The organism is Achromobacter sp. ISS7 (assembly GCF_056523125.1).
In genome coordinates this window covers 26,024-50,573 of the sequence record NZ_JAWRZD010000001.1, presented here as the reverse complement: position 1 = coordinate 50,573, position 24,550 = coordinate 26,024, and the positions used below count along the sequence as shown (strand labels likewise).

Below are 24,550 nucleotides of genomic sequence, written 5' to 3'. Positions count from 1 at the left end.
GGATCAGGTCCGCAGCCGCGGGTGCCGCTTGAACAGATAGCGGTACACGAAGCCGGGATAGGCCAGCACCAGGTACAGGCTCAGCGTGATGGCGTAGAACTCCCAGGTCTGCGCGAAGCGGTTACCCAGCACGGACTCGAACGTGAAGCCCAGGGCGCCCACGATCAGGTAGAACACCAGCACTTCGACCAGGCGCATCCAGAACGGCTTGACGGCGTCCGCCCCGCCCCGCTTCCACGGCAGCACCGCGAACACGCGCTCCGTCAGGAAGGGCAGGTTCGCGCTGACCAGGGCCAGCGCGATCAGGAGCCATACCGCCAGGGTCTGGTTCATGGCCCGTTCCGCTTACAGGCTGAGCGAGCTGCGGATGGCCTGCACGCACAGGGCCATCAGGCCGCCCGGCAGCAGGCCCAGCACCAGGATCAGCAGGCCGTTGACCGACAGCACGCCGCGTTGGCCGCAGGTGGCCGACATCGGGGCGGCATCGGCCGCCGGTTCGTCGAAGTACACCACCTTGACGACGCGCAGGTAGTAGAACGCGCCGATCAGCGAGAACAGCACGGCGATCACGGCCAGCGTGACGTGGCCGGCGCTGACCAGCGCCTGCAGCACGGCCAGCTTGGCGTAGAAGCCCACCAGCGGCGGAATGCCGGCCAGCGAGAACATCAGCAGCAGCACGATGGCGGCGTGCCACGGGCTGCGGCGGTTCAGGCCCTTCAGGTCGTCGATGTGCTCGCACTCGAAACCCTGGCGCGACAGCAGCAGCACGATGCCGAAGCTGGCCAGCGTGGTCAGCACGTAGGTCAGCATGTAGAACAGCGACGCGCCGTAGGCGGACGAGGCCAGTTCCGGCTTGCCGACCACCGAGCCCGACATCAGGCCCAGCAGCACGAAGCCCATGTGCGAGATGGTCGAGTAGGCCAGCATGCGCTTGAAGTTGGTCTGCGCGATGGCGGTCAGGTTGCCGATGGCCAGCGACAGCACCGCCAGGATCATCAGCATCGGCTGCCAGTCGGCCGCCAGGCCATGCAGGCCGTCGACCAAGAGGCGCAGCGTGATGGCGAAGGCCGCCAGCTTGGGCGCGCCGCCCAGGATCAGCGTGACCGCGGTCGGCGAACCCTGGTAGACGTCCGGCACCCACATGTGGAACGGCACGGCGCCGAGCTTGAACGCCAGGCCCGAGACCAGGAACACGATGCCGAACACCAGGGCCAGCTTCTCGGCCTTGCCGGCGGCGATGACCTTGGAGACTTCAGCCAGGTCGAGGTGACCGGTGGCGCCGTAGACCATCGACATGCCGTACAGCAGGAAGCCCGAGGCCAGCGCGCCCAGCACGAAGTACTTCATGGCGGCTTCGGTGGCGACGACGTTGTCGCGACGCAGCGCGATCAGCGCGTACAGCGCCAGCGACATCAGTTCCAGGCCCAGGTAGATCGAGATCAGGTTGCCCGACGAGATCATCACCATCTGGCCCAGCAGGGCGAACAGCGTCAGCACGTACAGTTCGCCGCCGCGCATCATGTCGCGCAGCTGGGCGTAGACGCGGCCGTAGACCAGCGTGACCGCCACCGCGATATACGAGGCGATCTTGAGCAGGTGCGACAGCTCGTCGGTGACGTACAGGCCATTGAAGGTCGAACCCGTGACGCCGTTCTTCCACTGCAGCACCGACACCACGGTCAGCACGCCCAGCGCAAGCATGGTCAGCAGGAACGTCGGCTTGCGCTCGGGGTGATTGCTGACCGCGTCGACGAGCAGGATAGCCAGGCCGAAAACCAGCAGGAGGATTTCCGGTGTCGCCAGGGCGAAATCGATTTGGGATTGCATCATTGTCTTGTCTTACAGTTTCGAGACGGCAACGTGTTGCAGCAGGGCCTCGACCGACACGTGCATCACGTCGGTGAAGGGCTTGGGATAGATCCCCATGTACAACACGGCGATCGCCATCACGCCAAGAATCACGAATTCGCGGCGGTTGATATCGGTCAGTTCACGGACGTGGTCGTTGGCGACGTCGCCCAGGACCACGCGCTTGACCATCCACAGCGAATACGAAGCGCCCAGGATCAGCGCGGTGGCCGCCAGCAGGCCGATCCAGAAGTTGTGCTCGACCGCGCCCATGATCACCATGAACTCGCCGACGAAACCGCTGGTGGCCGGCAGGCCGCTGTTGGCCATCGAGAACAGGATGAAGAACGTGGCGAAGCGCGGCATCACGTTGACCACGCCGCCGTAGTCGGCGATGCGGCGCGAGTGCATGCGGTCATAGAGCACGCCGATACACATGAACATGGCGCCCGATACGAAGCCGTGGGAGATCATCTGCACGATGGCGCCTTCGACGCCGGCCGTGTTGAAGATGAAGAAACCCAGGGTGACGAAGCCCATGTGGGCGACCGACGAATAGGCCACCAGCTTCTTCATGTCGTCCTGCACGATCGCGACCAGGCCGATGTAGATCACGGCGATCAGCGACAGCGTGATCATCATGCCGGCCAGGCTGTGCGAGGCATCGGGCGCGATCGGCAGCGAGAAGCGCAGGAAACCATAGGCGCCCAGCTTCAGCATGATCGCGGCCAGCACGATGGAGCCGCCCGTGGGCGCCTCGACGTGGGCGTCCGGCAGCCAGGTGTGCACCGGCCACATCGGCACCTTGACGGCGAACGCCGCCAGCAGCGCCACGAAGATCAGGATCTGCGGGGTGTAGCCCAGCTTGGTCTGCTGCCAGGTCAGGATGTCGAACGAACCACCCGAGGCGTGCCACAGGTAGACGAACGCGACCAGCATCAGCAGCGAGCCCATCAGGGTGTAGAGGAAGAACTTGAAGGCCGCGTACACCCGGTTCGGTCCGCCCCAGACGCCGATGATGATGTACATCGGGATCAGCGTGGCTTCGAAGAACACGTAGAACAGCATGCCGTCCAGCGCGCAGAACACGCCGACCATCAGACCCGACAGGATCAGGAAGGCGGCCATGTACTGGGACACGCGGCTGGTGATGACTTCCCAGCCGGCCAGCACCACGATGATGGTGATGAACGCGGTCAGGAGCACGAACCACAGCGAAATGCCGTCGACGCCCAGGTGGTAGTTGACGTTGAAGGCTTCGATCCAGGAGGTCTTCTCGACGAACTGCATGGCAGCCGTCTTGGAGTCGAATCCGGTGTACAGCGGGATCGTGACGAGGAAGCCGGCGATCGAGCCGACCAGCGACAGGCCGCGCGTCAGACCGGGACGGTCGTCACGGCCCACCGCCAGCACCAGCAGGCCGAATACGATCGGGACAAAGATCGCAAGCGTGAGCCAGGGGAAAGTGTTGGATGCCATCTCGCTTGCCATCATTGGGGAATCAGCACAAAGAAAGTCACCAGCGCCATGATGCCGATGATCATCGCGAACGCGTAGTGATAGATGAAGCCGGACTGCAGGTGGCGGCTGATCGCCGACACCCAGCCCACCACGCGGGCGCTGCCGTTGATCAGGAAGCCGTCGATGATGCCGCGGTCGCCGGTCTGCCACAGGCCACGGCCCAGGCAGCGCAGGCCGCGGGCGATGATCTGCTCGTTGACCCAGTCGACGTAGTACTTGTTCTCAAGCACCTTGTTGACGCCCGACAGGCTCGACTTGATCGCGGCCGGGACCTTCGGGTTGATCAAGTAGCAGTACCAGGCGATGACCGCGCCGGCCACGACCAGCCAGAACGGCAGGGTCTGGAAGGCGTGCAGGCCGAAGGCGACCCAGCCGTGCCATTCTTCGTGCAGTTCGTGCATGGCGGGATGCTGCGGCAGCACCGTGATCACGCCGTTGAAGAACTTGCCGAACAGCATCGGATCCACCGCCCAGGCGCCGATCAGCACCGACGGGATGGCCAGCAGGATCAGCGGCAGGGTCACGACCCAGGGCGACTCGTGCGGCTTGCCGCCGTGGTGGCCGTGGCCATGGTCGTCGTGGCCGTGGTCGTCATGGCCATGCGCGTCGTGGCCGTGGCCATGACCGTGGTCGCTGGTGTCGAAGCGTTCCTTGCCGTGGAAGACCAGGAAGTACACGCGGAACGAGTACAGCGAGGTCACGAACACGCCGATCAGCGTGGCGTAGTAGGCGAAGCTGGCGCCCCAGACGTGGGCGGCGCCGGCGGCCTCGATGATGTGTTCCTTCGAGTAGAAACCCGAGAAGAACGGCGTGCCGACCAGGGCCAGCGTGCCCAGCAGGAAGGTGATCCAGGTGATGGGCATGTACTTGCGCAGGCCGCCCATGTTGCGGATGTCCTGGTCGTGGTGCATGCCGATGATGACCGAGCCCGCGCCCAGGAACAGCAGCGCCTTGAAGAACGCGTGCGTCATCAGGTGGAAGATCGCCACCGAGTAGGCCGAGGCGCCCAGCGCGACGGTCATGTAGCCCAGCTGCGACAGCGTCGAATACGCCACCACGCGCTTGATGTCGTTCTGGATGATGCCCAGGATGCCCAGGAACAGCGCGCCGATGGCGCCGATCACGATGATGAACGACAGCGCGGTGTCCGACAGTTCGAACAGCGGCGAGAAGCGCGCGACCATGAAGATGCCGGCCGTCACCATGGTGGCGGCGTGGATCAGCGCGGAGATCGGGGTCGGGCCTTCCATCGAGTCGGGCAGCCAGGCGTGCAGGGGAACCTGCGCCGACTTGCCCATGGCGCCGATGAACAGGCAGATGCAGGCCACGGTCAGCAGCATCCAGTCCGAACCGGGCAGCGTCAGCTTGGACAGCTGGTCGGCCTGGGCGAACACTTCACCGTAGTGCATGGTGCCGGCGTAGGCGAACAGCAGGCCGATACCCAGCACGAAGCCGAAGTCGCCGACGCGGTTGATCAGGAACGCCTTCATGTTGGCGAAGATCGCGGTCGGGCGGGTGTACCAGAAACCGATCAGCAGGTACGACACCAGGCCCACGGCTTCCCAGCCGAAGAACAGCTGCACCATGTTGTTCGACATCACCAGCATCAGCATGGAGAACGTGAACAGCGAGATGTACGAGAAGAAGCGCTGGTAGCCGGGATCGTCGGCCATGTAGCCGATGGTGTAGATGTGCACCATCAGCGACACCGAGGTCACCACGACCATCATCATGGCCGACAGCGGATCGATCAGGAAGCCGATTTCCAGCTTGGTCTGGCCGATGAGGCTCCAGGTGTAGACCGCGCCGTCGAAGCGCAGGCCGTTGAGCACGTCGCCCAGCACCACCACCGAACCGATGGCGGAGATGAGCACGCCCAGGATGGTGATGACGTGCGAGGCGCGGCGGCCGATGGGACGGCCCAGGAAGCCGGTGCCGAAAAGGCCCGCGAGAATTGCTCCGGCCAGCGGCGCCAGCGCGATGAGCAGGTAGAGATTGGGTGAGCTAGACATTTTCTTCCAATACCCCGTCAGCCCTTCAGGCGATCGAGTTCGTCAACGTTGATCGTGTTCAGGTTGCGGAACAGCAGCACCAAAATGGCCAGGCCGATCGCCGCTTCGGCGGCGGCCACGGTCAGGATGAAGAACACGAACACCTGGCCGGCGGTGTCGCCGAACCAGCTGGAGAACGCCACGAAGTTCATGTTGACGGCCAGGAGCACCAGCTCGATGGACATCAGCAGAATGATCAGGTTGCGGCGGTTCAGGAAGATGCCGAAGATCCCGATGGCGAACAGGATCGCCCCCAGGATCAGGTAATGGGCCAGCGTCAGCGTCATTGTTTTTCTCCTTGGGCCGCGGCGGTGCCGTTCTGGGCCTGGGCACGCTCGCTCTGGGCGGGCATGCTCACCATGCGGAAGCGGTCCTTCGCGCGCACGCGGACGGCGGCGACCGGGTCGTTGTACTTGACGTCGCGGCGGCGGCGCAGGGTCAGCGCGATGGCGGCGACCATGCCGACCAGCAGCAGCGCGGCGCCGACTTCGATGGCGTAGATGTAGTGCGTGTACATCGCTTCACCGAGCGCGCGGGCGTTGTTGTAGTCGCCAGCGACCGGGGCTTGCGGGCCCGAGCCGTACCAGGTCGAACCCAGCACGAAGGCCATTTCCAGCACCATCACCAGGCCGATCACCAGGCCCAGCGGCAGGTAGGTCTTCATGCCCTGGCGCAGCGCATCCATGCGGATGTCCAGCATCATGACGACGAACAGGAAGAGCACCATCACGGCGCCCACGTACACCAGCACCAGCAGCAGCGCGAGGAACTCGGCGCCCAGCAGCATCCACAGCATGGCCGCGTTGGCGAACGCCAGGATCAGGTGCAGGACGGCGGTGACCGGGCTGCGCGCGGTGATCACGCGGAACGCCGCGATCACCAGCACGGCGGCCAGTATGTAAAACAGGACAGTGGTAAAAGTCATGGATCAGGACCCTGGGCTCAACGGTAGGGAGCGTCTTCGGCCCGGCGGCGGGCGATTTCGGCTTCGTAGCGGTCGCCCACGGCGAGCAGCATGTCTTTGGTGAAATACAGGTCGCCGCGCTTTTCACCGTGGTATTCGTGGATATGCGTTTCCACGATCGAGTCCACGGGGCAGCTTTCCTCACAGAAGCCGCAGAAAATGCACTTGGTCAGGTCGATGTCGTAGCGCGTGGTGCGGCGGGTGCCGTCGTCACGCTGGTCCGACTCGATGGTGATGGCCAGTGCGGGGCACACGGCTTCACACAGTTTGCACGCGATGCAGCGCTCTTCCCCGTTGGGGTAGCGGCGCAGCGCGTGCAGGCCGCGGAAACGCGCCGAGGTCGGCGTCTTTTCCTGCGGGTAGCGCAAGGTGACCTTGCGCTTGAAGAAATACTTGCCCGTCAGGCGCATGCCCTTGAGCAGTTCGGCCAGCATCAAGCTGCCGAAGAAATCTTTGATCGCTTCCATATCCTGCCTCTGCCTGGCGGCTTAGCGCCAAATGTTCCAGGGCGTCTGCATCCAGATCGCCACAACGACCAGCCAAACACCGGTCAGCGGGATGAAGATCTTCCAACCCAAACGCATGATCTGGTCGTAGCGGTAACGCGGGAACGACGCACGGAACCACACGAACAACGAAACCACGAAGAACGTCTTGAGACCGAGCCAGATCCAACCCGGGATCCAGGTCAGCGGCGCGATGTCGATCGGCGATGCCCAGCCGCCCAGGAACATGATCGAAGCCATGCACGACAGCAGGATCATGTTGGCGTATTCGCCCAGGAAGAACAGCGCGAAGGCCATGCCCGAGTATTCGACCATGTGGCCGGCCACGATTTCCGATTCGCCTTCCACCACGTCGAACGGGTGGCGGTTGGTTTCGGCCACGGCCGAGATCACGTAGATCACGAACAGCGGCAAGAGCGGCAGCCAGTTCCAGGACAGGAACGTCAGGCCCTTGTCGGCGAACCAGCCGCGGTTCTGCACATGCACGATCTCGGACATGTTCAGGCTGCCGGACACCAGCAGCACCGTCACCAGCACGAAACCGATGGCCAGTTCATACGACAGCATCTGGGCCGAGGCGCGCAGCGCGCCCAGGAACGCGTACTTCGAGTTCGAGGCCCAGCCGGCGACGATCACGCCGTACACGCCGATCGACGTGATGGCCATGATGTACAGCAGGCCGGCGTTGACGTTGGCCAGGACCACGTCGGGGCCGAACGGCACCACCGCCCAGGCGGCCAGGGCCGGCATCAGCGTGACCACGGGGGCCACGATGAACAGCACCTTGTTGGCCTGGCTGGGAACCACGACTTCCTTGGTCAGCAGCTTGAACACGTCGGCGAACGGCTGCAGCAGCCCCTTGAAACCGACGCGGTTCGGGCCCATGCGCACGTGCATGGCGCCGATCATCTTGCGCTCCCAGTATGTCAGGTAGGCAACGCACAGGATGATGGGCACGGCGATGACCACGATCTTGATGATCGTCCAGAGAACCATCCAGACCGTCGGGCCCAGCAATGCCGTGCCGTGGCTTTCAAGAACATTGAGCCATTCCATCAGGCACGCTCCACGCTGAGTTGACCAAATGCGCCACCCAGGGCTGCGGTATTTTCAAAGGCTGCGGCGATGCGCACGGCGCGATCGGCCACGGCGTCGTCCTGCACGGTTTCGAGCTCGACAGCGCCCTGCCCGCCCGTCACGCGCACCTTGACGCCGGCGGTCAGGCCGAGGCTGGTCAGCGTGTTGCCGTTCATGCGCGCGGCGGGCTGCTTCGAGGCCGGCGCGGCCTGCAGCGGCTCCGAGCGGCGCACCATGGCGTCGGTACGGTAGATCGGCACGTCGGCGACGCGTTCCAGGCCGGCCAGGGCCTGGCCCAGGCCCAGCGGCGCCTTGATGTCGTTGGACAGGCGGCCTTCGACGCCACCGGCCAGCGCGGTGTCGCGCACGGACTCGGAGGTTTCGTCATCGAAGCCGGCCAGGTGCAGGACGTTGCCCAGCACGCGCAGGACCTTCCAGGCCGGACGGGTCTGGCCGAACGGCGCGACCGTGCCCTTGAAGCTCTGGGCCAGGCCCTGGGCGTTGACGAACGTGCCCGAGGTTTCGGTGAACGGCGCGACCGGCAGCATGACGTCGGCCCATTCGGCGGCGGCCGAGCGGTAAGGCGTCAGGGCCACGGCGAATTGCGCGCCGCGCAGCGCGGCGATCGCCTGCTGGCCGTTGTCGGCATCCAGCAGCGGCTCGGCGTGCAGCACCACGTAGGCCTTGAGCGGCTCGGCCAGCATGGCGGCGGCGTTCTTGCCGCCCTTGCCCGGGATGGCGCCGGCCAGGTAACCGCCGACGGTGTTGCCGCCGGAGGTCAGGAAGCCGAACTTGCCACCGGCCAGGTCGGCCACGGCGCGGCCGTTGGCGGCCAGGGTCGAGGCCTGGGCGCTGGCCACGGCCAGGTTGCCCATCAGCACGGCGGTGTTGGCGCCCGACGCCAGGCTGGCGGCGATGATCTTGGCGTTCTCGCCCGGGGTGACCGAAGCGAATTCGGCCGGCACCGCGGCTTGCTTGGCTTGCGCCAGGGCCACGGCCACTTCGGCCAGGGCGCGCGGCAGCTCGGACGGGGCCACGGTCAGGCGGCCGGCGACCGGCATCAGGGGATCATCGGCGGCGCTGTCGACCATCAGGATCTGCGTGCCGCGCTTGGCGGCCTGGCGCAGGCGCTGGGCCATCAGCGGGTGATCCTTGCGCAGGAACGAGCCGACCACCAGGACGCGGTCCAGGTTGTCGAGTTCGGCAATGGGCATGCCCAGCCACGGCGCGCCGGTCAGCGCGGCGTCGAACGCCGGGTCGGTCTGGCGCAGGCGGAAGTCGATGTTCTCGGAACCCAGCGCGCGGACCAGGCGGCCCAGCAGCGCGTATTCCTCGGTGGTGGCGTATTCGGACGCCAGGGCGCCGATCTGGCCGGCGCCGAAGCTGTCACGCACGCGCGACAGGCCTTGGGCCACGGCGGCCAGGGCGTCGGCCCAGGAGGCTTCCTGCCACTTGCCGTCGGCGCCCTTGATCATCGGGGCGGACAGGCGGTCTTCGCTGTTCAGGCCTTCGTACGAGAAGCGGTCGCGGTCGCTGATCCAGCATTCGTTGACGGCTTCGTCTTCGAACGGAACCACGCGCATGACGCGGTCGCCCTTGACCTGGACCACCAGGTTGGCGCCCAGGCTGTCGTGCGGGCTGACCGAACGGCGACGGGCCAGTTCCCAGGTGCGGGCGCTGTAGCGGAAGGGCTTGGAGGTCAGCGCGCCCACCGGACAGATGTCGATCATGTTGCCCGAGAGCTCGGACTCGATCGAGCGGCCCACGAACGACGTGATTTCGGAGTGTTCGCCACGGCCCAGCATGCCCAGTTCCATGACGCCGGCGATTTCCTGGCCGAAGCGCACGCAGCGGGTGCAGTGGATGCAGCGGCTCATTTCCTCGGCGGAAACCAGCGGGCCCAGGTCCTTGTGGAACACCACGCGCTTTTCTTCCTGGTAACGCGAGGAAGAGCCGCCGTAGCCCACGGCCAGGTCCTGCAGCTGGCATTCGCCGCCCTGATCGCAGATCGGGCAGTCGAGCGGGTGATTGATGAGCAAGAATTCCATCACCGACTTCTGAGCGGCGCGAGCCTTCTCGGAGCAGGTGTGCACGACCATGCCGTTCGTCACGGGGGTGGCGCAGGCGGGCAGCGCCTTGGGCGCCTTTTCCACTTCGACCAGGCACATGCGGCAGTTGGCCGCGATGGAGAGTTTCTTGTGGTAGCAGAAATGCGGCACGTAAAGCCCGACTTTCTGGGCCGCATGCATCACCATGCTGCCCTCGGGCACTTCTACCGTATTGCCGTCGACGGTTAGTTCAACCATTGCTGTTCCTGAGACCTACAGATATTGCGGAACCACACACGACTTGTGCTCGATGTGGTGCGCGAATTCGTCGCGAAAATGCTTGAGGAAGCCACGCACGGGCATGGCGGCGGCGTCACCCAGGGCGCAGATGGTGCGGCCCATGATGTTGCCGGCCACGTTGTCCAGCATGTCCAGATCTTCCGGACGGCCGTGGCCGTTTTCGATGCGGTGCACCATGCGGTACAGCCAGCCGGTGCCTTCGCGGCACGGCGTGCACTGGCCGCAGCTTTCCTCGAAATAGAAATACGACAGGCGCAGCAGCGACTTGACCATGCAGCGCGTCTCGTCCATCACGATCACGGCGCCCGAACCCAGCATGGAACCCGCCTTGGCGATGGCGTCGTAGTCCATCGTGGTTTCCATCATGATGTCGGCCGGCAGCACCGGGGCGCTCGAGCCGCCGGGGATCACGGCCTTGAGCTTCTTGCCGCCGCGCATGCCGCCCGCCAGTTCCAGCAGGGTCGAGAACGGGGTGCCCAGCGGGATCTCGTAGTTGCCGGGACGCTCGACGTCGCCGGTGATCGAGAACAGCTTGGTGCCGCCGTTGTTGGGCTTGCCGACTTCGAGGTAGGCCTGGCCGCTGTTGCGGATGATCCAGGGCACCGCCGCGAAGGTTTCGGTGTTGTTGATGGTGGTGGGCTTGCCGTACAGGCCGAAGCTGGCCGGGAACGGCGGCTTGAAGCGCGGCTGGCCCTTCTTGCCTTCCAGCGATTCCAGCAGCGCGGTTTCCTCGCCACAGATGTAGGCGCCGTAGCCGTGGAACGCGTGCAGCTGGAAGTTGTATTCCGAACCCAGGATCTTGTCGCCCAGGAAGCCGGCGGCGCGCGCCTCTTCCAGGGCCTCTTCGAAGCGCTCGTAGACTTCGAAGATTTCACCGTGGATATAGTTGTAGCCGACGCTGATGCCCATCGCGTAGGCGGCGATGGCCATGCCTTCGATCACGATGTGCGGGTTGAAGCGCAGGATGTCGCGATCCTTGAACGTGCCCGGCTCGCCTTCGTCCGAGTTGCAGACGAGGTACTTCTGGCCGGGGAAGGCGCGCGGCATGAAGCTCCACTTCAGGCCGGTCGGGAAGCCCGCGCCGCCACGGCCGCGCAGGCCCGACGCCTTGACTTCGGCGATCACGTCTTCCGGCTTCATGCCGGTGGTGAGGATCTTGCGCAGGGCTTCGTAGCCGCCGCGCTTGACGTAGTCGGCCAGGCGCCAGTTGGCGCCGTCGACGTCGGCCATGATCTGCGGCTTGATGTGGCGGCCGTGCAGGCACATCGAATTGGACAGGTCGTTCAGCGGGTTGGGCTCCAGGCCCTGCGCGAACTGCTTGTAGATGTCCGGCGCGTTCATGCCGACTCTCCTTGCGCCTTGAGGGTCGCGACCAGCGCGTCCAGCTTCTCTTCGGTCATGCGCACGCACATATGCTTGTTGTTCACGATCAGCACGGGGGAATCGCCGCAGGCGCCCATGCACTCGCCCTCGACCAGGGTGAACTGGCCGTCAGCGGTGGTCTCGCGATAGTCCACGCCCAGCTTGCGCTTGAGGTAGTCGCCGGCACGTTCGCCGTCGCGCAAGGCACAGGGCAGGTTGGTGCAGACCGCGATCTTGGTCTTGCCGACGGGCTTGACGTCGAACATGTTGTAGAAGGTGGCGACTTCCTGCACCGCGATGGGCGGAACGCCGATGTAGTTGGCCACATCTTCGATGATGTCGGTAGCCAACCAGCCCTTCTCTTCTTGCGCGATCGCAAGAGAGGCCATGATGGCGGACTGCCGCTGGTCGGCCGGGAACTTGGCGAGTTCTCGGTCGATTTTCTGGTAGGCCTGTTCGGAAAGCAGCATAGTTTGAATCCGGGTTATGCGGGCGTGCTCGTGACTGTCTCTGGGCGGATCAGCGATCGATCTCGCCGAAAACGATGTCCTGCGTACCAATGATGGTGACGGCGTCGGCGATCATGTGACCGCGCGACATTTCGTCCAGCGATTGCAGGTGGACGAAGCCGGGCGCCCGAATCTTCAGGCGGTACGGCTTGTTGGCGCCGTCCGACACCAGATAGATGCCGAACTCGCCCTTCGGGTGTTCCACCGAGGCGAACGCTTCGCCCGGAGGCACGTGGAAACCTTCGGTGAAGAGCTTGAAGTGGTGGATCAGCTCTTCCATGTTGGTCTTCATGGCGGTGCGCTTGGGCGGGGCGATCTTGTGGTTCTCGATCATGACCGGGCCCGGGTTGTTGCGCAGCCATTCCACGCACTGGCGGATGATGCGGTTGCTCTCTCGCATTTCGGCGATACGGACCAGGTAGCGGTCGTAGCAGTCGCCGTTGACGCCGACGGGGATGTCGAAATCGAGCAGGTCGTAGACTTCGTAGGGCTGCATCTTGCGCAGGTCCCAGGCCACGCCCGAGCCACGCAGCATCGGGCCGGTGAAGCCCAGCGCCTTGGCGCGGTCGGGATCGACAACGCCGATGCCGACCAGACGCTGCTTCCAGATGCGGTTGTCGGTGAGCAGGGTTTCGTACTCGTCGACGCAGGCGGGGAAGCGGTTGGTGAAGTCTTCGATGAAATCCAGCAGCGAGCCCGAACGCGCGTCGTTCATGACGCGCATTTCCTTCTCGCCGCGGTATTTGCTGGTGTCGCCGTACTGCGGCATGGTGTCCGGCAGGTCGCGGTAGACGCCGCCCGGACGGTAGTAGGCCGCGTGCATGCGTGCGCCCGAGACCGCTTCGTAGCAGTCCATCAGGTCTTCGCGTTCGCGGAAGGCGTACAGGAACACCGCCATGGCGCCCACGTCCAGCGCGTGCGAACCCAGCGACATCAGGTGGTTCAGGAGACGCGTGATTTCATCGAACATCACGCGGATGTACTGCGCGCGCAGCGGGGCTTCGACGCCCAGCAGCTTCTCGATGGCCATGACGTAGGCGTGCTCGTTGCACATCATGGACACGTAGTCCAGGCGGTCCATGTAGGGCAGCGCCTGGATGTAGGTCTTGTGCTCGGCCAGCTTTTCAGTGGCGCGGTGCAGCAGGCCGATGTGCGGGTCGGCGCGCTGGATGACTTCGCCGTCCAGCTCGAGCACCAGGCGCAGCACGCCGTGGGCGGCCGGGTGCTGCGGGCCGAAGTTGAGCGTGTAGTTCTTGATTTCTGCCATGATTCAACGTCCCAAGCCGTAGGTGTCTTCGCGCACCACGCGCGGCGTGATCTCGCGCGGGTCGATCGTGACGGGCTGGTAAATGACGCGCTTCTGTTCCGGGTCGTAGCGCATTTCGACGGTGCCCGACAGCGGGAAGTCCTTGCGGAACGGGTGGCCGATGAAGCCGTAGTCGGTCAGGATGCGGCGCAGGTCCGGGTGGCCTTCGAAGACGATGCCGTACAGGTCGAACGCCTCGCGCTCGAACCAGCCCACGGCCGGCCAGCATTCCATCAGCGATGCGACCATCGGAAACTCGTCGTCCGGCGCCCAGGTGCGCACGCGCAGGCGCCAGTTGTGTTCGACCGACAGCAGGTGCGCGACCACGGCGAAGCGCGCGCGGTGCACCTTGGCGTTGGTTTCCTCGGGCAGCTGGCGCGTGCCGTTGCCCCAGGTCAGGTAATCGACGCCACAGAGGTCGATACAGATTTCGAAGCGCAGGCCGGCTTCGGTGCGCAGCTTGTTGCAGACGGAGAACCACTGCTCCGCGGGCACTTCGAGCGTCAGCTCGCCCAGCGCCTCGGTCAGCGCGATATCCGCGCCGAGGGTGGTCTGCAAATTGTTTTTCAGGGTTTCGAGCCTGGTCATCATCTTGTACGCTTAGGTGAACCGATACGCTGTTTCGCGGGGTCCTGCGGCGGCGTTTACGGCGGCCGCGGACCGGAGCGCAAACTCAGCGCGCAATCGTGTTGGTCAGACGGATCTTGTTCTGCATCTGCAGCAAGCCGTAGACCAGCGCCTCGGCCGTGGGCGGGCAGCCCGGCACGTAGACGTCTACCGGTACGATGCGATCGCAGCCGCGCACCACGGAATACGAGTAGTGGTAGTAACCGCCACCATTGGCACAGGAGCCCATGGAGACCACCCAACGCGGCTCGGGCATCTGGTCGTAGACCTTGCGCAGCGCCGGCGCCATCTTGTTGCACAGCGTGCCGGCGACGATCATCAGATCGGACTGGCGCGGGCTGGGGCGGAAGATGATGCCGAACTGGTCCAGGTCGTAGCGGGCCGCGCCCGCGTGCATCATCTCGACCGCGCAACAGGCCAGGCCGAAGGTCATGGGCCACATGGAGCCGGTTTTCGCCCAGTTAAGGAACTTGTCGGCGCTGGTTGTGATGAACCCTTGCTTGAGAATGCCGTCTATAGCCATATTCGTCTCTGATAGCGTGCGGTGATGAAATAACCCGGCGGGTTATTCCCAGTCCAGCGCGCCCTTTTTCCATTCGTAGATGAAGCCGACGGTCAACACGGCGAGGAAAACCATGACCGTCCAGAAGCCGACGAGCCCGACCGTACCTTGGGCGATGGCCCACGGGAACAGGAACGCGATTTCCAGGTCGAAAAGAATGAACAGAATCGCCACCAGGTAGTAGCGCACGTCAAACTTCATGCGCGCGTCTTCGAACGCTTCGAAGCCGCACTCATAAGGGGATAGCTTCTCGGCGTAGGGACGCCGCGGGCCAAGGAGGGAGCCGGCCGTCAGAAGCGCGAACCCGATAAGGGTGGCCACTACGATAAACAGCAGGACGGGGAAATACTGTTGCAGGTTCATTCAGGCGTCCGTCAAATGCGCAAACCTTAGGATTGTAGCATTCGCGCGGTTACTTCCGGCTGAACTCTGTAGCGTGAACAGCGGGTGAAAGACTGCATTTCTCCAGTGGAACAATCGCAGTTTTCAAGGCGGAGGCGCAAGCTTACCGCCACATGCGCCGATATGCCGCGCCGGGACGGCAAAACGCCCGCACAGCGGTCGCGGATACGTCGAAAAAAGCGCGCGATCACGCACGACCGCCCGACCCATCGCGACACAAGAAAACGCGGTCCACTCAAATAAAAAAGCAGACACTTCCGAAATAAAAAAAGCCACCCCGAAAGGTGGCTTCATATGAGCGGGCCGAAGCCCGCTCATGCACTGCGTATCCAGGCAGGACTTGCGCCCTGCTTTGGATTAGAAGCGGTGGCGGATGCCCACGCCGACGGCGGTCGACTTCAGACCGTCGATGAAGGCGTAGTTCTTGGCGTACGAACCGTAGGCGTACAGGTTGGTACGCTTGGACAGGTCGTAGGTGTAGCCCAGGCTGTAAACGTTCATCGTGGCGTCGTCGCCAGTCAGGATGTCGTTCGAAGCCGAAACGCGCTGCCACGAACCGAACAGGCTCGAAGCGCCGCCGATCGGAGCCGACAGACCCAGCAGGTACGAGTTGGCCTTGAAGCCGTCGGCGAAGATGCCGGTCGAACCTTGGCCGCTGCGGCCGAAGTTCAGGTCGCCGTTGCCGGTCGACACGGTTTGGCTTTGGAACCAGCCGTCGGTCGTGCGAGCGTAGGCCAGAGCCAGCTTCACGACTTCGAAGTCGTACGAACCGCCGATGGTGTATTGACGCGGGGTGGCGTCAACTTGGCCTTGGGCCAGCTTGTTCGAAGCATTCAGCTGATCGAACGACAGAGCGACGTTCAGCGGGCCGTTGACGTAACGCAGGCCGGTCGTGATGGCGCGGGTGTTGTCAGCGGTGCGGAAGCCGGTTTGGCCAGCGTTGGTGTCGTTAGCGTTGAACGAGTAGCCAACGCCGAACTGGAAGCCGCTGAACGACGGGGTTTGGTACAGGACCATGTTGTCGTAGCGCAGCGTGTTCAGAGCACCGAAGCCCATGCCGATGTTGGCTTGACCGAAGCCAGCGCCGAACGGATCGATCGAACCGAAGTACTTCGAAGCGATGTTGGTTTGACGGCCGAAGTCGATTTGACCCCAGCTGTCGCTGGCCAGACCGACCGTGGCTTGACGACCGAACAGACGGCCGCCTTGAGCGGAGTTACCGTTGCCCGAGTTGAAGCCCGATTCCAGTTGGAAAACAGCGCGCAGACCATCACCCAGATCTTCCGAACCACGCAGACCCCAGCGCGAACCGTTCTGGACGCCGTTGATCATGCCGATCTTGCTACCGTTCTGAGCATCGGTACCACCGCTGATCTTGTTGTAGCCGATACCCGTGTCGATGATGCCGTACAGGGTGACAGACGTTTCTGCCTGGGCGACACCGGCAAAACCGGCGAGCAGGGCGGCAGCGAGCAGAGTCTTTTTCATTTAAGAAATCTCCGTTGATTTGAGTGACAAGAGCAGCAATCCAGCAAACCAGCCTGCCGCCCCCCTAACTCCGCGAAGGGAAGTTGACGCTATTGCATCAAAAATCAGGGGGGCTGGCTATGGTCGACACCAGAAAAGTGCAGGTTTGCGACAGCCCTGTTGGGATATTGCAACATCAGACCAATCTCACTAGGGCTAACCCTGCATTTTTCAAATGACCACGTATTCATGCGACTTTCAGCCCTGGCCCCAATAAACGACGAATCGCTCTGACCTTTCTTTCAGACTCCTTCCGCATTCCCGGCGAGCCAGTTGAGGGTCAACTCCACGGCCGTCCCAGGGCAGCTTCGCCAGCCGCGGTCCGTCAGCCTCAATAACATTGTTATTTAAATAAACCGCCGATATTATTTCGGAACAATGCAACGTTCCTGACCGCCCGACCATGCCCACGCTCTCCCAGCGCGCCGACCGCAACGAACGCCTGAGCGCCCTGCGCCGCCAGCTGATCCTGGACGCCGCCCAGCGCGTCTTCGAGCGTGACGGCCTGGAAAAGACCACGCTGCGCGCCATCGCCAAGGAAGCCGGCTGCACCACCGGCGCGATCTACCCCTGGTTCGCGGGCAAGGAAGTCTTGTACGGCGCCCTGCTGGACGAGTCGCTGCAGCGCCTGCACACCCACCTGCTCGGCGCGACCTCGGGCGGCAGCCCCGCGGCGGCGGCGCGCCAGGCGATCCAGGCGTTCTTTGGCTATTACGCCGAGCGCCCGACCGATTTCTCGCTGGGGCTGTATCTGTTCCAGGGGCTGGGGCCGCGCGGCCTGGGCCGCGACATGGACGAGCAACTGAATCAGCGCCTGCGGCTGTGTGTCGACGTGCTGGGCCAGGCCCTGGCCCGGACCAAGGCCTGGAGCCCCGACGCGGTGCGGGTCGAGCAGATGAACGTCTTCACCTACCTGATCGGGCTGTTGCTGCTGCTGCATACCCGCCGCCTGAAATCCCTGGGCCAGCAGGCCGATGTCCTGCTGGATCACTATTGCCTCGCGCTGGAACAACGATGACGCCCTCCCCCCTGCCCCGCGACGACGCCGATGCGTCGCTGATCAGCCTGGCCGACTTCCGGCTGCTGCTGGCCGAACAGCATCCGTTTTCCCTGTTACTGGGAATCGAAGTGGAGCGGATCGGCCGCGGCACCGCCCTGGCCGTCCTGCCCGCGCGCGACAGCCACCAGCGGCTCGGCGGCATCGTCGCCGGGCCGATGCTGATGGGGCTGGCCGACCTGGCGATGTACGCCGCGGTGGTCGGCGCGACCGGCCAGGCCCACGCGGTGACCGCCAGCCTGACCATCAATTTCCTGCGCAAGAGCCCGGCCGGCGCGATCCACGCCGACGCCCGGCTGCTGAAGGTGGGCCGCCTGTCCGCCGGCGAGGTCATCCTGACCGCCGCCGGCGCCGCTGAACCGCTGGCGCACATCGTCAGCACCTGGTCGGTGCCCAGATCATGAGCCTGCGCATCAGCATCGTCGGGATGGGCCACACCGGCACCCAGGCGGCCCGGCGGCTGCTGGCGGCCGAACCCGACATCGCCCTGACCGTCTACGACATCGATCCGGACCGCTGCGAGGACTTCCGCGGCAGCGCCACGCTGGCGACCTCGGCGCGCGAGGCGCTGGCGGAGTCCGACACCATCGTGCTGGCCCTGCCGCGCGAGCGCGAGATCGACCGCACGCTGGAACGGTTCAGCGACGGCGAGGTCAGCGCGCCGGTGGCCGGCAAGCTGATCGTGGACCTGGAACCGCCGCCGCCGGAGCGCGCGCGGCGCCTGGACCAGGCCATCGCCAGCGCTGGCGGCCGCTATGCCTGCGCGCCATTGCGGCTGGCGAGCGCCGGCGAGCCGGGCGCGCGGCTATTGAACGCCTTGATCGCGCCGCGCTGAACCCGCCAGCCCTTCCGTGGCCGCCACGCACAGCGCCAGCCAGACGAAGGTGATGGCGAAGCCGGCCGCGACGTCGCTGGCGAAGTGCACCTGCAGCAGCACGCGGCTCAGGCCGATCGCCATCACCAGCCCCGCCGCCAGCGCCACGCCGGGCAGCCGCCAGGCAACCGGCGCCAGGCGCCAGGCCAGATAGCAGGCGCCGCCGTACACCGCCATGGCGGCCGAGGCATGGCCGCTCGGGAAACTCCAGCCCAGCGCGGTGGCGAAACCATGGTCATGCTCGGGCCGCACGCGCTCGAAGCCCAGCTTGAGCAGCCGATTGAGCAGGCCGCCACCGGCGGTGGCCACCGCGTAGAACGCCGCCAGCCGCCACTGCCGCCGCCACAACAGCGCGGCGGTCACCAGGACGGCGAGGACCGTGAGGAACATCCGGTCGCCAAGCGTGGTGAACCACGACAGCAGCCACAGCACGGAATCCCCCAGCGACATGCTGAGGGCGCCCGCCAGGGCGCTGTCGAACTCGACCACCACGCCGGGCCGGCTCACGGCCGCGGCCAGCGCCAGGAACACCGCGGCCGACAACGCCACCGCCCCGGTCCAGCCGGCCATGCGCAAAGCCGGCGCGGCCCGTGCATGGACGCGCGCCAGCGCCACCGCCATGGCCGCGGCGGCGAGCGGCAGGAGCGTGAACAGGAGCAACGCATGGGAGGCCACCCAGGCCGCATCGGCATCGATCATCGCGCCCCCTTCATGATGGCCCCGCCACCGCTAGCCGGCGACCAGGGTCTTGTCGACCGGCGCGAAGGCGTGGGTGGCGGCGGCATAATCCCAGCGCTCGACATGGCAGACCCGCGTGTCGCCGTCCGCTTCGCAGGTGATCACGTTGACCGAATTGGGGATGTTGCCGCGCACCCGCCGCGAGCAGGCGGTGCCGGCCTGCACCGCCCAGCCGGCCGCCACGGCCGGATTGGCGCTGGCGGGCAGGACATAGGGCAGGTGGATGTGGCCGCCCAGGATCAGGTCGACGCCGGCCTGGCCCCAGGCCGACAGCGCCCGTTCGCGGCCGATCAGCAGGTTGAAGCGGTCGGATTCGACCTTGGCGCGCACCGGATGGTGCGCCACCACCACGCGCAGCTGGCCCGGCCTGGCCTGGCGCAGGCGCTGCGCCACCCGCGCGATCTGGGCGTCGGAGATCTCGCCGTCCTTGCGCCGCCGCGGCCGGGTGGTGTTCACGCCGATCGCCAGCAGGCCCGGCGTCTCGTAGATCGGTTCCAGCACGGCGCCCAGGGCGCGCTTGTAGTTGCCGTAGGGATTGAGGGCGCGCGCGAAGAGGTTGAACAGGGGGATGTCATGGTTGCCCGGCACCGCCAGCACCGGCAGCGACAGGCGCTCGATGAACTTGCGGGCGGCGGCGAACTGGCCGCGGCGGGCGCGCTGGGTGATGTCGCCGCTGATCACCACCAGGTCGGGCGCCAGCGCGCGGGCCAGGTCCAGGGCGGCCTCGACCACCGGCTTGCGCTCGGTGCCGAAGTGCGTGTCGGACAATTGCAGAATGCGCGTCATGGGCGCGCTCCGTCCGGCGTATCGGCCGGCACGACCAACGGCAGCGGCGTTTCGGACACCTTGAATTCCAGCGGGGCATCCATCCAGGAAATCTCTCCATCCATGGCGACCTTGACCCGGCGGCGTCCGCGGATGGACACCGCCAGGCGGTCGAAAGCGAAATTGACGACGTGTTCGGCGTCGCCCAGGCGGCTGAACAGCCCGCGCAGCAGCAGGCCGTACAACGCCAGCGTGCCGACCGGCCGGGTCGCCATGGCCACCAGGCGGTTGCGGTCCAGTTCGGTGGGGTCGATGCCGATGTGTTCCAGCTGCAGGCGGTTGTTGCCCACCACCAGCGTCGGCGCGCGCAGGTCGCGCACGCGGCCTTCGTACTCCAGGCGCAGGCTCAACTGGCGTGGCGCGCGCAGCAGGGTCACCAGTCCGGACCAGAGCGCCACCAGGCGGCTGCGGCCGAAGCGCTGCTTGTAGGCTTCGCGGTCTTCCAGCAACTGGGGATACAGGCCGAGGCTGGCGTTCACCAGGAACAGGCGGCCGTTGAGCAGGCCGACCTGCACCGGCCGCAGCTCGCCGCCGAGCAGGCCGCGCAGGGCCGGCTCGGTGTCCTGCGAGATGCCGTAGCGGCGGCCGAAGTAATTGAAGGTGCCTTGCGGCAGGATGCCGAACGGCACGCCCTGCCCCAGCACCTGGCTGGCGACGGCGTTGAGCGTGCCGTCGCCGCCCGCGGCGACCACGATGCCCTCGGCCTGGCGCGCCTGCGCGACGGCGTCGCGCGCGGTCGCCACCAGGCGCGACGGGTCGTCGACCGGCATCAGCTGGTAGCGGCGGCCGGCCTCGTCGAGCACGCGGCGGATGGTGTCCTGCAACGCTTGCGCGTCGCCGCGCCCGGAGCCGGTGTTCAGGACGATGAAGAGCGGTTCGTGTCCCGTCAGGGGACGAGCCCCTGTCGCCGGGCTCTGCTGGATAGGCGTCATGGGCAAAAGATAGCCCATGCCGGCAAATCGTCGCAACCGTGCCGGCGCGCGCGTCGCGTGCGCGCTGGCACGCGGCTCAGCGGCCGACCGCGTAGGCCTGCATCAGGCGCGGCGTGGCGGCCGCGTGCAGCAGGCCGTCGGCGTCGCGCGAGGCGGCGGTCAGGCGGCCGACCGACCACTGCGGCACTTCCTCGATCTGGTGGCCGCGGGCGCGCAGGGCGGCGATGGTCTCGGCGCCGAAGCCGCTTTCCACCGCCAGGTGGCCCGGCTTGCGGTCGCGCGGGTAGAACGACGAGGGGAAGTGCATGGTGTGCGACATCGGCAGGTCGATGGCTTCCTGCAGGTTCAGGCCGTGGTGCACGTGGCGCAGGAAGAACAGCAGCTGCCATTGTTCCTGCTGGTCGCCGCCCGGCGTGCCGAACGCCAGGTACGGCCGGCCCTCGCGCAGCGCCAGCGACGGCGTCAGCGTGGTGCGCGGACGCTTGCCCGGCGCCAGCGTGCCCGGCAGGCCCTCTTCCAGCCAGAACATTTGGGCGCGGGTGTTCAGGCCGAAGCCCAGTTCCGGGATCACCGGCGAGGACTGGAACCAGCCGCCCGACGGCGTGGCCGAGATCATGTTGCCCCAGCGGTCGATGACGTCGACGTGGGTGGTGTCGCCGCGCTTGACCGAGGCGCGCATGTCGGCCATGGTCGGCTCGTTGGTCGCGCTGCCGGGGGCCGAGACCTTGGACAACCGCTGCAGGGTGTCCATCACGCGCGCCACCTGCGCCTCGAAACCGGGGATCTGGCCGGGCCGCAGGTCCTGCGAGGCCTGTTCGCCGATGAGGGCGCGGCGCGCGTCGTTGTACTCGTCGGACAGCAACTGGGCCAGCGGCACGTCGACGAAGGCGGGATCGCCGTAGTAGGCCTCGCGGTCGGCGAAGGCCAGCTTCATGGCCTCGGTGACGCGGTGCACGAACTCGGCGCTGGTCGCGCTGACGCCGGCCAGGTCCATGTCCTTGAGCAGCGCCAGGGTCTGCAGGAACACCGGCCCCTGGCTCCAGGCGCCGGCCTTGGCCACGGTGTAGCCGTGGTAGTCATAGGTGGCCGGCTGGTCGTAGCTGGCCGACCAACCCGCCAGGTCGTCGGCGGTGATCACGCCGCGATGGCGTTCGCCGCTTTCGTCCATGACCTCGTTGCCGCGCGCGAACTTGTCGATGGCCTCGGCCACGAAGCCGCGGTAGAAGGCGTCGCGGGCCGCCTCGATCTGGCGCTCGCGGTCGCCGCCGGCCTGCTCGGCGGCCTGCAGCACGCGGGTCCAGGTGGCGGCCAGCGCCGGGTTGCGGAACAGCTTGCGTGCCTCGGGCACGTTGCCGCCGGGCAGGTAGACCTGCGCCGTGGTGGGCCAGTGGGCCTGGAAGAAGTCCTTCAGGCCGGCGATGGTGTTGGAGATGCGCGGCATCAGCGCGTGGCCGTGCTCGGCGTAATAGATGGCGGGTTCCAGCACGTCGCGCACGCGCATCGTGCCGTGGTCGCGCAGCAATTGCATCCAGGCGTCGAACGCGCCCGGAATGACGGTGGCCAGCAGGCCGTTGCCGGGGATCAGCTTGAGGCCTTCGGCGCGGTAGCGCTCGAGCGTGGCGGCGGCGGGCGTGGTGCCCTGGCCGCACAGCACTTCGACGCGGCCGGTGCGGGCGGAATAGAACACCGCCGGCACTTCGCCGGCGGGGCCGACCAGGTGGGGCTCGACCACCTGCAGCACGAAGGCCGAAGCGACACAGGCGTCGAACGCGTTGCCGCCGCGCTCGAGCAGCGACATGCCGGCCGAGCTGGCCAGCCAATGGGTGGAGGTCACGACACCGAAGGTGCCGAGGATTTCCGGGCGAGTCGTAAACATGATGCGATCCTGTCGCGGACGGCGCGGGGCCGGTGGCCGCAAGAACACGTAAAACGGGACCCGCAAGCGGGTCCCGCGTCTGGCTTGATGCCTACTTCCTGGCGAGGCTGACGCCCTTCAGGCGGATCAGGCCGTCGGGATACGGCACGAAGCCTTCCAGCTTCTTCTGCGTGCCGAAGGTCCACGGCAGGTAGAACAGGTAGACGATGGGACGCTGGTCCTGCATCACCGACAGCACCTTGTCGTACATGGCGCGGCGCTTGGCGGTGTCCGGCTCGGCGCGGGCGTCGTTGAGCAGCTTGTCGGTCTCGGCGTCGCAGAACTTGCCGTCGTTCAGGTTGCCCTTGCAGCTGACGTACTGGTGGATGTTGCCGCTGGGATCGACCCGGCCCGACCAGCCGCTCTGGCCCACCTCGAAATCACCGCGCGCCAGCGACGATTGCAGCGAGGCGAACTCGACCGGACGCAGGGTGATGTCGAAACCGGCTTCGGCGCCCATGGCCTGCACCAGCTCGAACACCTGCTGCATGGTGGTGTTGTTGCCGAAGGTGATCTCGAACTTGACGCGGTCGAAGCCCGCTTCCTTCAGCAAGGCCTGGGCCTTCTTGGGATCGCGGCCGGCGTGCTCGAACGACTTGTTGTAGGCGAAGCTGGCCGGCGGGAACGGCTGGTAGGCCGGCTGGTACTGGCCTTCGCCGATGACCTGGTTGAGCACGTCGCGGTCGATGGCCAGGTCGAGCGCCTGGCGCACGCGCTTGTCCTTGGCCAGCGGGTTGTTGGCGCGCGCGCCATTGCCCAGGTTGACCGAGATCGACTGGAAGCCCAGGCCGGTGACCGGGGCCAGGCGCAGGTTGGCGTCGTCCTTGACCGCCTTGACGTCGCTGGGCGCCACGCGCTCGATGATGTCGAGGTCGCCGGCGCGCAGGTTGTTCAGGCGCACGGTGTTGTCGGGGATCGGCGTGAAGACCACGCGGTCGAAGTGATAGTTGGCGGCGTCCCAATACTTGGGAAATTTCTCGAGCACGATGCGGTCGTTCTGCACCCGCTCCTTGAACTGGTACGGGCCCGAGCACACCGGCTTGCCGCCGGGGTCCTTGTCGAACGAGGCGGGCGAGATCATCATGCCGGCCCGGTCGGACAGCTGCGACAGCAGCGAGGCGTCGGGTTCGGCCAGGTGCAGCACCACGGTGCTGGCGTCCGGCGCTTCGACGCTGGCCACGGTGGCCAGTTCGCTCTTGCGGTTGCTGTCGGGCAGCGTGCGGGCGCGGTCCAGGTTGGCCTTGACCGCGGCGGCGTCGATCGGCGTGCCGTCATGGAACACCGCGTCGGTGCGCAGCTTGAAGGTCAGCGTCTTGTTGTCGGCGCTGGTGCTCCAGGACTGGGCCAACTGCGGCACGAACTTCAGGTCCGGGGTGATGTCGACCAGCTTGTCGCACAGCGAGGCAAACACGATGCGGCCGACGAAGGTGCGGGCGCGGGTCGGATCGAGCACGTCCGGGTCGTCCTGCAGGCCGACCCGCAGGGTCGATTGGGCGTGGGCCAGCCCGCTGGCCAGCATTCCCGCCATGGCCATGGCGAGGCAAAGTTTACGCATGAATGATCTCCGTCGATTCAGGGGGTCGGCTTCCCCGCGCGCCT

General features: G+C 65.9%; 24 protein-coding genes. 3 read left to right on the top strand and 21 right to left on the bottom strand.

From position 1 onward, the window contains the following. Nucleotides 1-3 precede the first annotated feature (3 nt). The 16 genes from AC1HFW_RS00205 to AC1HFW_RS00130 all read right to left on the bottom strand — a co-directional run bounded on the left by AC1HFW_RS00205 (nucleotide 4) and on the right by AC1HFW_RS00130 (nucleotide 16,571). Nucleotides 4-333, bottom strand: a complete 330-nt coding sequence (locus tag AC1HFW_RS00205; RefSeq protein ID WP_006393413.1) for a DUF2818 family protein — start codon at nucleotides 331-333, stop codon at nucleotides 4-6. A gap of 12 nt (nucleotides 334-345) precedes the next feature. Then, on the bottom strand, nucleotides 346-1,830 hold the full coding sequence (gene nuoN, locus AC1HFW_RS00200; protein WP_054429647.1) for an NADH-quinone oxidoreductase subunit NuoN: 1,485 nt from the start codon (nucleotides 1,828-1,830) through the stop codon (nucleotides 346-348). 9 nt (nucleotides 1,831-1,839) lie between these two features. Beyond that, on the bottom strand, nucleotides 1,840-3,342 hold the full coding sequence (locus AC1HFW_RS00195; protein WP_479281498.1) for an NADH-quinone oxidoreductase subunit M: 1,503 nt from the start codon (nucleotides 3,340-3,342) through the stop codon (nucleotides 1,840-1,842). Next, a complete protein-coding gene (nuoL, locus tag AC1HFW_RS00190) occupies nucleotides 3,339-5,381 on the bottom strand; it encodes an NADH-quinone oxidoreductase subunit L (protein ID WP_479281497.1) in 2,043 nt (680 codons plus the stop codon). Before nuoL ends, AC1HFW_RS00195 begins: the two co-directional genes overlap by 4 nt. Nucleotides 5,382-5,398: 17 nt before the next feature. Then, complete coding sequence (gene nuoK / locus AC1HFW_RS00185; protein WP_006217969.1) at nucleotides 5,399-5,707, bottom strand: NADH-quinone oxidoreductase subunit NuoK; 309 nt, start codon at nucleotides 5,705-5,707, stop codon at nucleotides 5,399-5,401. Next, entirely contained in the window at nucleotides 5,704-6,345 is a 642-nt protein-coding gene (locus tag AC1HFW_RS00180) for an NADH-quinone oxidoreductase subunit J (RefSeq protein WP_006393409.1), read from the bottom strand. Before AC1HFW_RS00180 ends, nuoK begins: the two co-directional genes overlap by 4 nt. A gap of 17 nt (nucleotides 6,346-6,362) precedes the next feature. Further along, a complete protein-coding gene (gene nuoI / locus AC1HFW_RS00175; protein ID WP_006389216.1) occupies nucleotides 6,363-6,851 on the bottom strand; it encodes an NADH-quinone oxidoreductase subunit NuoI in 489 nt (162 codons plus the stop codon). 21 nt (nucleotides 6,852-6,872) lie between these two features. Continuing rightward, on the bottom strand, nucleotides 6,873-7,946 hold the full coding sequence (nuoH, locus tag AC1HFW_RS00170) for an NADH-quinone oxidoreductase subunit NuoH (protein WP_061072198.1): 1,074 nt from the start codon (nucleotides 7,944-7,946) through the stop codon (nucleotides 6,873-6,875). Further along, on the bottom strand, nucleotides 7,946-10,273 hold the full coding sequence (nuoG, locus tag AC1HFW_RS00165; protein ID WP_061072199.1) for an NADH-quinone oxidoreductase subunit NuoG: 2,328 nt from the start codon (nucleotides 10,271-10,273) through the stop codon (nucleotides 7,946-7,948). Before nuoG ends, nuoH begins: the two co-directional genes overlap by 1 nt. A 15-nt stretch (nucleotides 10,274-10,288) precedes the next feature. Beyond that, nucleotides 10,289-11,656 (bottom strand): NADH-quinone oxidoreductase subunit NuoF, encoded by a 1,368-nt coding sequence (gene nuoF, locus AC1HFW_RS00160; protein WP_054429652.1) that lies wholly within the window; start codon nucleotides 11,654-11,656, stop codon nucleotides 10,289-10,291. After that, nucleotides 11,653-12,147: an NADH-quinone oxidoreductase subunit NuoE gene (gene nuoE / locus AC1HFW_RS00155; RefSeq protein WP_006393404.1), complete on the bottom strand. Its 495-nt coding sequence runs from the start codon at nucleotides 12,145-12,147 to the stop codon at nucleotides 11,653-11,655. Before nuoE ends, nuoF begins: the two co-directional genes overlap by 4 nt. Nucleotides 12,148-12,196: 49 nt before the next feature. Further along, entirely contained in the window at nucleotides 12,197-13,453 is a 1,257-nt protein-coding gene (locus AC1HFW_RS00150) for an NADH-quinone oxidoreductase subunit D (protein ID WP_006393403.1), read from the bottom strand. Between the two features lie 3 nt (nucleotides 13,454-13,456). Then, entirely contained in the window at nucleotides 13,457-14,083 is a 627-nt protein-coding gene (locus tag AC1HFW_RS00145) for an NADH-quinone oxidoreductase subunit C (protein WP_006393402.1), read from the bottom strand. 82 nt (nucleotides 14,084-14,165) lie between these two features. Continuing rightward, nucleotides 14,166-14,642, bottom strand: a complete 477-nt coding sequence (locus AC1HFW_RS00140; RefSeq protein WP_006217960.1) for a NuoB/complex I 20 kDa subunit family protein — start codon at nucleotides 14,640-14,642, stop codon at nucleotides 14,166-14,168. A 42-nt stretch (nucleotides 14,643-14,684) separates the two neighbouring features. Further along, nucleotides 14,685-15,044 carry an NADH-quinone oxidoreductase subunit A gene (locus tag AC1HFW_RS00135; RefSeq protein ID WP_006217959.1) on the bottom strand — a complete coding sequence of 120 codons (360 nt, stop codon included), beginning with the start codon at nucleotides 15,042-15,044 and terminating at the stop codon, nucleotides 14,685-14,687. Between the two features lie 396 nt (nucleotides 15,045-15,440). Further along, the gene (locus AC1HFW_RS00130; protein WP_479281496.1) at nucleotides 15,441-16,571 is read right to left on the bottom strand and encodes a porin; all 1,131 of its coding nucleotides are present in this window, start codon (nucleotides 16,569-16,571) and stop codon (nucleotides 15,441-15,443) included. A gap of 442 nt (nucleotides 16,572-17,013) precedes the next feature. On the opposite strand from AC1HFW_RS00130, the gene AC1HFW_RS00125 reads away from it, so the two are divergent. The 3 genes from AC1HFW_RS00125 to AC1HFW_RS00115 are packed head-to-tail and all read left to right on the top strand — an operon-like array spanning nucleotide 17,014 to nucleotide 18,502. Continuing rightward, the gene (locus AC1HFW_RS00125) at nucleotides 17,014-17,628 is read left to right on the top strand and encodes a TetR/AcrR family transcriptional regulator (protein WP_479281495.1); all 615 of its coding nucleotides are present in this window, start codon (nucleotides 17,014-17,016) and stop codon (nucleotides 17,626-17,628) included. Then, the gene (locus AC1HFW_RS00120) at nucleotides 17,625-18,071 is read left to right on the top strand and encodes a PaaI family thioesterase (protein ID WP_006393399.1); all 447 of its coding nucleotides are present in this window, start codon (nucleotides 17,625-17,627) and stop codon (nucleotides 18,069-18,071) included. Before AC1HFW_RS00125 ends, AC1HFW_RS00120 begins: the two co-directional genes overlap by 4 nt. Continuing rightward, on the top strand, nucleotides 18,068-18,502 hold the full coding sequence (locus AC1HFW_RS00115; RefSeq protein ID WP_006393398.1) for an NAD(P)-binding domain-containing protein: 435 nt from the start codon (nucleotides 18,068-18,070) through the stop codon (nucleotides 18,500-18,502). The genes AC1HFW_RS00120 and AC1HFW_RS00115 overlap by 4 nt, the downstream gene beginning before the upstream one ends. Here the strand turns inward: AC1HFW_RS00115 and AC1HFW_RS00110 are convergent. From AC1HFW_RS00110 to AC1HFW_RS00090, 5 genes are all read right to left on the bottom strand, one after another. Further along, nucleotides 18,473-19,240, bottom strand: a complete 768-nt coding sequence (locus tag AC1HFW_RS00110) for a phosphatase PAP2 family protein (RefSeq protein WP_479281494.1) — start codon at nucleotides 19,238-19,240, stop codon at nucleotides 18,473-18,475. The genes AC1HFW_RS00115 and AC1HFW_RS00110 overlap by 30 nt on opposite strands. 30 nt (nucleotides 19,241-19,270) lie before the next feature. Further along, on the bottom strand, nucleotides 19,271-20,065 hold the full coding sequence (locus AC1HFW_RS00105) for a metallophosphoesterase family protein (protein ID WP_116520220.1): 795 nt from the start codon (nucleotides 20,063-20,065) through the stop codon (nucleotides 19,271-19,273). Next, nucleotides 20,062-21,036 (bottom strand): diacylglycerol/lipid kinase family protein, encoded by a 975-nt coding sequence (locus AC1HFW_RS00100; protein ID WP_479281493.1) that lies wholly within the window; start codon nucleotides 21,034-21,036, stop codon nucleotides 20,062-20,064. Before AC1HFW_RS00100 ends, AC1HFW_RS00105 begins: the two co-directional genes overlap by 4 nt. Before the next feature lie 76 nt (nucleotides 21,037-21,112). Continuing rightward, nucleotides 21,113-22,912 (bottom strand): gamma-glutamyltransferase family protein, encoded by a 1,800-nt coding sequence (locus AC1HFW_RS00095; RefSeq protein WP_006393393.1) that lies wholly within the window; start codon nucleotides 22,910-22,912, stop codon nucleotides 21,113-21,115. Nucleotides 22,913-23,003: 91 nt separating this feature from the next. After that, the gene (locus tag AC1HFW_RS00090) at nucleotides 23,004-24,506 is read right to left on the bottom strand and encodes an ABC transporter substrate-binding protein (RefSeq protein ID WP_035360058.1); all 1,503 of its coding nucleotides are present in this window, start codon (nucleotides 24,504-24,506) and stop codon (nucleotides 23,004-23,006) included. Between the last annotated feature and the right edge of the window lie 44 nt (nucleotides 24,507-24,550).

Coding starts and splice junctions, on each gene's coding strand:
- AC1HFW_RS00205 (WP_006393413.1), bottom strand. CDS start 333: ATGAACCAGACCCTGGCGGTATGGCTCCTGATCGCGCTGGCCCTGGTC.
- AC1HFW_RS00145 (WP_006393402.1), bottom strand. CDS start 14,083: ATGATGACCAGGCTCGAAACCCTGAAAAACAATTTGCAGACCACCCTC.
- AC1HFW_RS00100 (WP_479281493.1), bottom strand. CDS start 21,036: ATGACGCCTATCCAGCAGAGCCCGGCGACAGGGGCTCGTCCCCTGACG.
- AC1HFW_RS00115 (WP_006393398.1), top strand. CDS start 18,068: ATGAGCCTGCGCATCAGCATCGTCGGGATGGGCCACACCGGCACCCAG.
- nuoH (WP_061072198.1), bottom strand. CDS start 7,946: ATGGAATGGCTCAATGTTCTTGAAAGCCACGGCACGGCATTGCTGGGC.
- nuoF (WP_054429652.1), bottom strand. CDS start 11,656: ATGAACGCGCCGGACATCTACAAGCAGTTCGCGCAGGGCCTGGAGCCC.
- nuoN (WP_054429647.1), bottom strand. CDS start 1,830: ATGATGCAATCCCAAATCGATTTCGCCCTGGCGACACCGGAAATCCTC.
- nuoL (WP_479281497.1), bottom strand. CDS start 5,381: ATGTCTAGCTCACCCAATCTCTACCTGCTCATCGCGCTGGCGCCGCTG.
- AC1HFW_RS00195 (WP_479281498.1), bottom strand. CDS start 3,342: ATGATGGCAAGCGAGATGGCATCCAACACTTTCCCCTGGCTCACGCTT.
- AC1HFW_RS00130 (WP_479281496.1), bottom strand. CDS start 16,571: ATGAAAAAGACTCTGCTCGCTGCCGCCCTGCTCGCCGGTTTTGCCGGT.
- AC1HFW_RS00125 (WP_479281495.1), top strand. CDS start 17,014: ATGCCCACGCTCTCCCAGCGCGCCGACCGCAACGAACGCCTGAGCGCC.
- nuoG (WP_061072199.1), bottom strand. CDS start 10,273: ATGGTTGAACTAACCGTCGACGGCAATACGGTAGAAGTGCCCGAGGGC.
- AC1HFW_RS00110 (WP_479281494.1), bottom strand. CDS start 19,240: ATGATCGATGCCGATGCGGCCTGGGTGGCCTCCCATGCGTTGCTCCTG.
- AC1HFW_RS00120 (WP_006393399.1), top strand. CDS start 17,625: ATGACGCCCTCCCCCCTGCCCCGCGACGACGCCGATGCGTCGCTGATC.
- AC1HFW_RS00090 (WP_035360058.1), bottom strand. CDS start 24,506: ATGCGTAAACTTTGCCTCGCCATGGCCATGGCGGGAATGCTGGCCAGC.
- nuoK (WP_006217969.1), bottom strand. CDS start 5,707: ATGACGCTGACGCTGGCCCATTACCTGATCCTGGGGGCGATCCTGTTC.
- nuoE (WP_006393404.1), bottom strand. CDS start 12,147: ATGCTGCTTTCCGAACAGGCCTACCAGAAAATCGACCGAGAACTCGCC.
- AC1HFW_RS00150 (WP_006393403.1), bottom strand. CDS start 13,453: ATGGCAGAAATCAAGAACTACACGCTCAACTTCGGCCCGCAGCACCCG.
- AC1HFW_RS00180 (WP_006393409.1), bottom strand. CDS start 6,345: ATGACTTTTACCACTGTCCTGTTTTACATACTGGCCGCCGTGCTGGTG.
- AC1HFW_RS00135 (WP_006217959.1), bottom strand. CDS start 15,044: ATGAACCTGCAACAGTATTTCCCCGTCCTGCTGTTTATCGTAGTGGCC.
- nuoI (WP_006389216.1), bottom strand. CDS start 6,851: ATGGAAGCGATCAAAGATTTCTTCGGCAGCTTGATGCTGGCCGAACTG.
- AC1HFW_RS00095 (WP_006393393.1), bottom strand. CDS start 22,912: ATGTTTACGACTCGCCCGGAAATCCTCGGCACCTTCGGTGTCGTGACC.
- AC1HFW_RS00105 (WP_116520220.1), bottom strand. CDS start 20,065: ATGACGCGCATTCTGCAATTGTCCGACACGCACTTCGGCACCGAGCGC.
- AC1HFW_RS00140 (WP_006217960.1), bottom strand. CDS start 14,642: ATGGCTATAGACGGCATTCTCAAGCAAGGGTTCATCACAACCAGCGCC.